General features: G+C 68.3%; 5 protein-coding genes and 1 pseudogene. All 6 read left to right on the forward strand.

Going from position 1 to position 7,034, the window contains the following annotated elements:
• The first annotated feature begins 97 nt into the window (after window positions 1-97).
• The 6 genes and pseudogenes from AC1D1S_RS07370 to AC1D1S_RS07395 all read left to right on the forward strand — a co-directional run bounded on the left by AC1D1S_RS07370 (window position 98) and on the right by AC1D1S_RS07395 (window position 6,923).
• Complete coding sequence (locus AC1D1S_RS07370) at window positions 98-1,417, forward strand: MFS transporter (protein ID WP_243180647.1); 1,320 nt, start codon at window positions 98-100, stop codon at window positions 1,415-1,417.
• 77 nt (window positions 1,418-1,494) lie between these two features.
• On the forward strand, window positions 1,495-2,259 hold the full coding sequence (locus AC1D1S_RS07375) for an SDR family oxidoreductase (protein ID WP_243180646.1): 765 nt from the start codon (window positions 1,495-1,497) through the stop codon (window positions 2,257-2,259).
• A 99-nt stretch (window positions 2,260-2,358) separates the two neighbouring features.
• Window positions 2,359-3,291 (forward strand): 3,5-dioxohexanoate:acetyl-CoA acetone transferase, encoded by a 933-nt coding sequence (gene kce / locus AC1D1S_RS07380; RefSeq protein ID WP_243180645.1) that lies wholly within the window; start codon window positions 2,359-2,361, stop codon window positions 3,289-3,291.
• A 4-nt stretch (window positions 3,292-3,295) separates the two neighbouring features.
• A pseudogene (locus tag AC1D1S_RS07385) lies at window positions 3,296-4,320 on the forward strand (glycerate kinase).
• Between the two features lie 597 nt (window positions 4,321-4,917).
• Window positions 4,918-5,409 carry a carboxymuconolactone decarboxylase family protein gene (locus AC1D1S_RS07390; protein ID WP_243180643.1) on the forward strand — a complete coding sequence of 164 codons (492 nt, stop codon included), beginning with the start codon at window positions 4,918-4,920 and terminating at the stop codon, window positions 5,407-5,409.
• A 176-nt stretch (window positions 5,410-5,585) separates the two neighbouring features.
• Window positions 5,586-6,923 carry an FAD-binding oxidoreductase gene (locus AC1D1S_RS07395; RefSeq protein WP_476943217.1) on the forward strand — a complete coding sequence of 446 codons (1,338 nt, stop codon included), beginning with the start codon at window positions 5,586-5,588 and terminating at the stop codon, window positions 6,921-6,923.
• Window positions 6,924-7,034: the final 111 nt, after the last annotated feature.

Here is a 7,034-nt window from a genome sequence, read left to right on the forward strand (position 1 = left end):
ACCACGCGCCGCGCGCACTGCCGCCTACCTCCCGTTTGCCCTTTCCGCATGCCCTCCCTGACCACCTATCCCGCCAACGAGCCAAGGACCCCGACCCATGTCAGTTGTATCCGCAACAAAGAAGATGCGCACACCACAGGAAATCAACGGCGTGATCTTACGCCGCGTCATGCCGCTGCTGATCGGCGCCTACATCATGGCCTTCCTGGACCGCACCAACATCGGTATGGCCAAGGACCGGCTGGAGATCGACCTCGGCATCTCGGCCACCGCGTACGGCATCGGCGCCGGGCTGTTCTTCCTGACCTATGCCCTGTCCGAAATCCCGTCCAACCTGATCATGCACAAGGTCGGCGCCCGGTTCTGGATCATGCGGATCATGATCACCTGGGGCATCATCTCCGCCGGCATGGCCTTCGTCCAGGGCGAATGGTCCTTCTACATCATGCGGATGCTGCTCGGCGTGGCCGAGGCCGGACTCTTCCCGGGCGTTATGTACTTCCTGACGCAGTGGTTCGTGGTCAAGGACCGCGCCAAGGCCAACGGAATGTTCCTGCTCGGCGTCTCCATCGCCAACATTGTCGGGGCCCCGCTGGGCGGGCTGCTGCTGACCTTTGACGGGCTCGGCGGCCTGCACGGCTGGCAGTGGATGTTCCTCGTCGAAGGACTCCCGGCCTGCGTCCTCGCCTACGTCGTCTGGAAGAAGCTCCCGGACCGCCCCAGCATGGCGACGTTCCTCACCGCCGAGGAATCCGCCGATCTCGAGGCCCGCATCGCCGCCGAGGAGACCGCCGGCGCCGCGGCCTCCGGCAACCACCTGCTGCGCGATGTCCTGAAGGACAAGCAGATCCTCCTCGTCGTCGGCGTCTACTTCACCCACCAGATCGCCGTCTACGCCCTGTCCTACTTCCTGCCCTCCATCATCGGCACGTACGGCAAGCTCAGCCCGCTGCAGATCGGCCTGCTGACGGCCATCCCGTGGATCTTCTCCGCGGCGGGCGCCCTGCTGGTCCCCCGCTTCGCCACCGACGGCCGCCGCTCCCGGATGCTGGTCACCGGCACCATGACCGGCATCGTCGCAGGCTTCGCCCTCGGCGCCGTCGGCGGGCCGCTGCTGGGCATGATCGGCTTCTGCCTCGCCGCCTTCAATTTCTTCGCCCTGCAGCCGATCCTCTTCACCTACCCGGCCACTCGCCTCAGCGGCGCCGCCCTCGCCGGCGGCATCGCCTTCGTCAACACCATCGGCCTCTGCGGCGGCTTCCTGGGCCCCTATGTCATGGGCTTCATGCAGGACGCCACCGGCTCCAAGCTCTCCGGCCTGTGGTTCATCGTGGGCATGTGCGTCATCGGCGCGCTGCTGTCCCTGCTGCTCAAGCGCGGCACGGAGAAGCCCGCGATTGTTCCGGCCGCCCACTGACGCACTGCTCCCACCGCCCGTTCCGGACCCGCGGGTTCGGAGCGGGTCCGCAAGCCATCTCACTGCAAGGACTACTCATGGATTTCACTGCCAAGCGCATTCTCGTCACGGCCGGAGCCAACGGCATCGGCCTGGCCATCGCCAGCAAGTTCCGGGAACTCGGCGCCACCGTCTTCGTCACCGACATCGACCCCGACGCCGTCGACAAGGCCCGCGTCAACGGGCTCCTCGCCGCGGTCAGCGACGTCTCGGACGAGGGCCAGGTCCGCGAACTCATGGACACCGTCCGGGTCGAAATGGGCGGCCTCGACGTCCTCGTCAACAACGCCGGCATCGCCGGGCCCACCGGACCCCTGGAATCCCTCGACGCCGCGGCGTGGAAGGCAACCTTCGACGTCAACATCCATGGTCAGTTCTTCTGCATCAAGCATGCCCTGCCCCTGTTGCGCGAGGGCAGCGGCGCCTCTATCGTGAACCTGTCCTCGGCCGCCGGGCGGCTGGGCATGGCCGGCCGCAGCGCCTATTCGGCGTCGAAGTGGGCCGTCGTCGGGCTGACCAAAACCCTCGCGATCGAACTTGGCCCGGACGGCATCCGCGTCAACGCCATCTGCCCCGGCGCCGTCAACGGCCCACGCATCGACTCCGTCATCGCCGCCAAAGCCCGGATGCTCGAGCTGCCGGCGGACGAGGTGTCCGCGCTGTACCACAACCAGTCCTCGCTGGGCCGGCTGATCGAGGCCGAGGACATCGCCAACATGGCCGCCTTCGTGGCCAGCGACATGGCCCGCAACGTCCACGGCCAGGCTCTGGCCGTGGACGGCAACACCGAAAAGCTCTACTGACCTGAACTGAACTGAACTGCCTGGGGAGCCGGTCCGCCCCAGGCCGCCGCCCGCCCCGCACCCACACTGCCCCGCCCTGCCCACCAAGGAGACATTCCCATGGCTGCTGCCCGCAAGGTCATCATCACCAGCGCCGTCACCGGCGCCATCCACACCCCGTCCATGTCCCCGCACCTGCCCGTCTCCCCCGACGAGATCGCCGACGCCGCGATCGGCGCCGCCGAGGCAGGCGCCGCGATCGTCCACATGCACGCCCGCGACCCCAGGGACGGCCGCCCCTCCCAGGACCCCGAGCACTTCGCCCCGATCCTGGACAAGCTCAAGCGCAACACCGACGCCGTCATCAACATCACCACGGGCGGCTCGCCGCACATGAGCGTCGAGGAGCGGATGCAGCCGGCGGCGCTGTTCAAGCCGGAGCTTGCCTCCCTCAACATGGGCTCGATGAATTTCGGGCTTTACCCGATGCTGGACCGCTTCACCGAGTTCGGCCACGACTGGGAGCGCGAAGGGCTCGAAAAGAGCCGCGACCTCGTCTTCAAGAACACCTTCCAGGACATCGAGACCATTCTGGGCATCGGCAACCAGAACGGCACCCGCTTCGAGTTCGAGTGCTACGACATCTCGCACCTGAACAACCTCGCGCACTTCCACGGCCGCGGGCTGGCCAGGGGCCCGCTGTTCGTCCAGTCGGTCTTCGGCCTGCTCGGCGGCATCGGCGCGCACCCCGAGGACCTCATGCACATGCGCCGCACGGCGGACCGCCTGCTCGGCGAGGACTACGAGTGGTCCATCCTGGGCGCCGGCAGGAACCAGATGCCGCTCGCCACGATCGGCGCCGCCATGGGCTCCCACGTCCGGGTGGGCCTGGAGGATTCCCTGTGGATCGGTCCTGGCCAGCTCGCCGCGTCCAACGCCGAACAGGTCACCCGGATCCGCACCATCCTGGAAGCCCTCAACTTTGAGGTCGCCACCCCCGACGAGGCGCGGCAGATGCTGCACCTCAAGGGCCGGGAAAACGTAGGGTTCTGAGCCGATGAGCATCCTGGTGGCCCCGGACAGTTTCAAGGGCACCTTCACGGCGGCCCAGGTGGCCGGGCACATCGCGGCCGGCATCCGCTCGGCCGGCGCGGCGGCCCGCGAGCTGCCCGTGGCCGACGGCGGCGAGGCACCACCGAGGCCCTCGCCCGCGGTCTGGACGCCCGGCCCGTCCTTGTCACCACGGTCGGGCCGTGGGGCGAACCCGTCGAGGCGGCGGTCGGGCTCACCGCCACCGGGACCGCCGTCGTCGAACTGGCCGTCGCGAGCGGCCTCAACCTGCCGTCCGCCGGCGGCCGGGACCCGCTGACGGCGAGCACGTACGGCACCGGCGTCATGATCGCGGAGGCCGCCCGGCACGGCGCACGCCGCAWCGTGGTGGCGGCAGGGGGCTCGGCCACCACCGACGGCGGGGCCGGCGCCATCGCCGCGATCGAGGAACGCGGCGGGCTCCGCAGCGCCGAGCTGGTGATCCTGAGCGATGTCACGACGCGTTTTTCCGACGCCGCACGCGTGTTCGGGCCGCAGAAGGGAGCCGGGCCCGCCGCTGTTGAGCTGCTGACACACAAACTCGAGCTGCTCGCGGCGGAGTTCGCCCGGGACTACGGCCGCGATCCCCGGCTGGTGGACCGGACCGGGGCGGCGGGTGGCTTCTCCGGCGGAATGTGGGCCCGTTACGGCGCCCGCCTGGTGTCAGGGGCGGACTATGTGCTGGATTTGCTGGGCTTCGACGCGCAACTGGCTGCCAGCAGCGCCGTGGTGGTCGGCGAGGGCCGGCTGGATTCCCAGACCGGCCAGGGGAAGATCATCGGTGCCATCCTGGCCCGTGCCGGCACCACGCCGGTGTACGCGGTGGTGGGATCGGTGGATCCGGACCTCGGCGACTACGCCGACAGCTTTGCCCGCATCATCGTGGCCGGAGATCCGGCAGCCATGCAGGCCGCGGGGGCGGAACTGGCCCGTGCGGCTTCGGCGGCTTCCCATGCTGCTGGTGCTGCTCCTGCCGCGCCTGCTCACCTGTGAGTCCGCGGGACATGTCCTCCCTTGGCCCGCGCCAGTGGACATACTCCCGTTGTGCCCATCCCCGGACCTGGAGACTGGACATGTCCCCCGCAGCCGGACGTGACCACTGGACATGTCCTCCCGTGCTCCGCAAACTGCCCAAAAACTGGACATGTCCATCCCCGCCACGTGTGACCACCGGGCATGCCCTCTGCTGCCCCGTGCCAGTGGACATACTCCCGTTGTGCCCATCCCCGGACCTGAAGACTGGACATGTCCCCCGCTGCCGGACGTGACCACTGGACATGTCCTCCCGCGGCCGCACGATTGGCTGAAAACTGGACATGTCCCCCAGCGACAACTTGCGCAAACCAACTCCGTGAAGCCCGGCCTAGCGGAGCTCGGTGGCGCGAAACCTGGACCGGCTCGGAAGGAGTAGCCCGGCTCGGAAGTAGCTGCCCGAAAGTCCGGGCTCAGAAGGAGCGGTCCGGCGGCTGGGTCCCCCAAGGAGCCGGCCGCCGGACCAAACACTCCCACCCCCAAAGCTTGTCACAGGTTTGACAAAATTGTCACACGCCGCTCCGGGCCGTGCCGAGGCCCGTCGGTATTGTGGAATCCATGAATGACACGACGGCACCGCAGGATCCCGGGCACCGGAGCATATTCCTTGACAAGGCTCACCCCGCTGCCTGGCGCGCACTCAACGGGCTGGGCCTGAAAGCCAAGGAAGCCGCCGTCGAGGCCGGGCTGGACGACACACTCATCGAGTTGCTCAATGTCCGCATTTCGCAGATCAACGGCTGCGCCTTTTGCCTGGACATGCACGTGGGCGATGCCGTCAAGAACGGCGAGTCGGCCCAGCGCCTGGCCGTCCTCCCCGCATGGCGCGACACCACTCTGTTCTCCGAAAAGGAACGCGCAGCCCTGACGCTGGCCGAGGCAATCACCACTATCTCTGACGCCCATGCCCGCGACCACGAAGGCGCACAGGCCAGGCGGCACCTGACTGCCGAAGAATTTTCCGCCGTCAGCTGGCTGGCGATTACGATGAACGCGTTCAACCGGGTTTCCATCGTCAGCCAGCACCCGGTCCGCGACGCCCGCGGCTAACCCACCGTCCACTCCCGCCAGCCGCCCACGCCAGAACACCCGGTCGGCGGACAGGTGTCCGCGGCTAAGGCGCCGGCGGTGTGCGGCTGGCCAAGCAATGAGCCATAGCCACAACTGGCGTGCAGTCGTAAGCTCGAAAAGTGGGGCGGAGCTGCGGTCACCGAGGGAGCACTGCCATGAGGTGGGTCAGGCCGGGTCACCCGGAATACGACGAAACACGAAGACTCTTCAACGCGATGATCGACCGCCATCCGGCCGTGATTGCCCCGTGCGCCGGCCCTGAAGGGGTGGCCGAGGCGTTGGCGTACGCGCGTACACACGGCTTCGAAGTCGCCGTCCGGGCCGGCGGCCATTCCGTAGCCGGCATGTCCATGAACGACGGCGGCCTCGTGATTGACGTTCGTCCGATGAAATCCGTGCGGGTGGACCCGGAGGCCCGCACTGCCACGGTGGGCGCGGGCCTCACCTGCGGCGAGTTTGACCGCGCCACCCAGGAATACGGCCTCGCCATCACGGGCGGGCGGGTCTCCACGACCGGGCTCGCGGGTTTCACGCTCGGGGGCGGGTCCGGCTGGCTTGAGCGCGCCTTCGGCTTCGCCTGCGACGACCTCGTCTCCGTCGATCTGGTCACCGCCACCGGCGAGCAGGTGACGGCCAGCGCCCAGGAGAATCCCGAACTCTTCTGGGCCCTTCACGGCGGCGGCGGGAACTTCGGCGTCGCCACCTCCTTTACGTTCGGCCTGCATCAGCTGGGGCCAAGCGTGCATGCCGGGGTGCTGATGTGGCCCGGGGACGCAGCCCCGGAACTCAGCCGCGGATACCGGGACCTGGCCTCCGCGGCTCCCAACGAAGAGTCCGCCACCCTCATCTACGGGATTGCACCGGCGGAACCCTTCGTGCCCGCGGCCATGGTGGGCAAGATGGCGGTATACGTCGTGTATGTCTTCGCCGGGGATGCCGAGGAAGGCAAAGAACATGCCAAGGCATACCGGGAACTGGGCCCTGTTGTGGACCTGGTGGAAGATACCGGCTACGCAGACTTCCAGTGCTCCCTGGACGACCCGCCGGGCAAGTACAACTACTGGAGCGCCGACTATCACGACGATCTCTCCGACGACGCCCTGGACGTCATCATCGACTCGGCCCGGAACCTCCCGGGACCAAGCTCCCAGCAACTGATCGCCCATTGGGGCGGGGCGGTGAGCGGGCCGGCCGCCGCGGCCACCCCGCTGCTGAACCGGACCGCCAGCTGGGTGAGCCACCCGTTCGGCCTGGGCGACACCCCGCAGGGCGGGCAGGACGCGAAGGCATGGGTCAAACGCTTCCGCCAGGACATCTCCCCCTACGCGACCGGGGGCGTCTGGCTGAACTTCATCGGCGACGAAGGCCAGGCCCGGATCCGCGCGGCCTATGGCGACGAAAACTACAACCGGCTGGCAGAAGTGAAACTTGAGTTTGATCCCGGGAACGTGTTCCGCGGCAACCAGAACATCCGACCCGCCGTCGCGGCATGACCACAACGGCGGTGGCCCCGCCGTCGCGGCATGACCCCGACGGCGGTGGCCGCCCGGTGCCGCACCGGTGCCCGCAGTCCGGGCCGCGCGTGTCCGCGGTCGGGGCTAGAC

This window comes from Arthrobacter sp. P1_A5 (assembly GCF_056406825.1).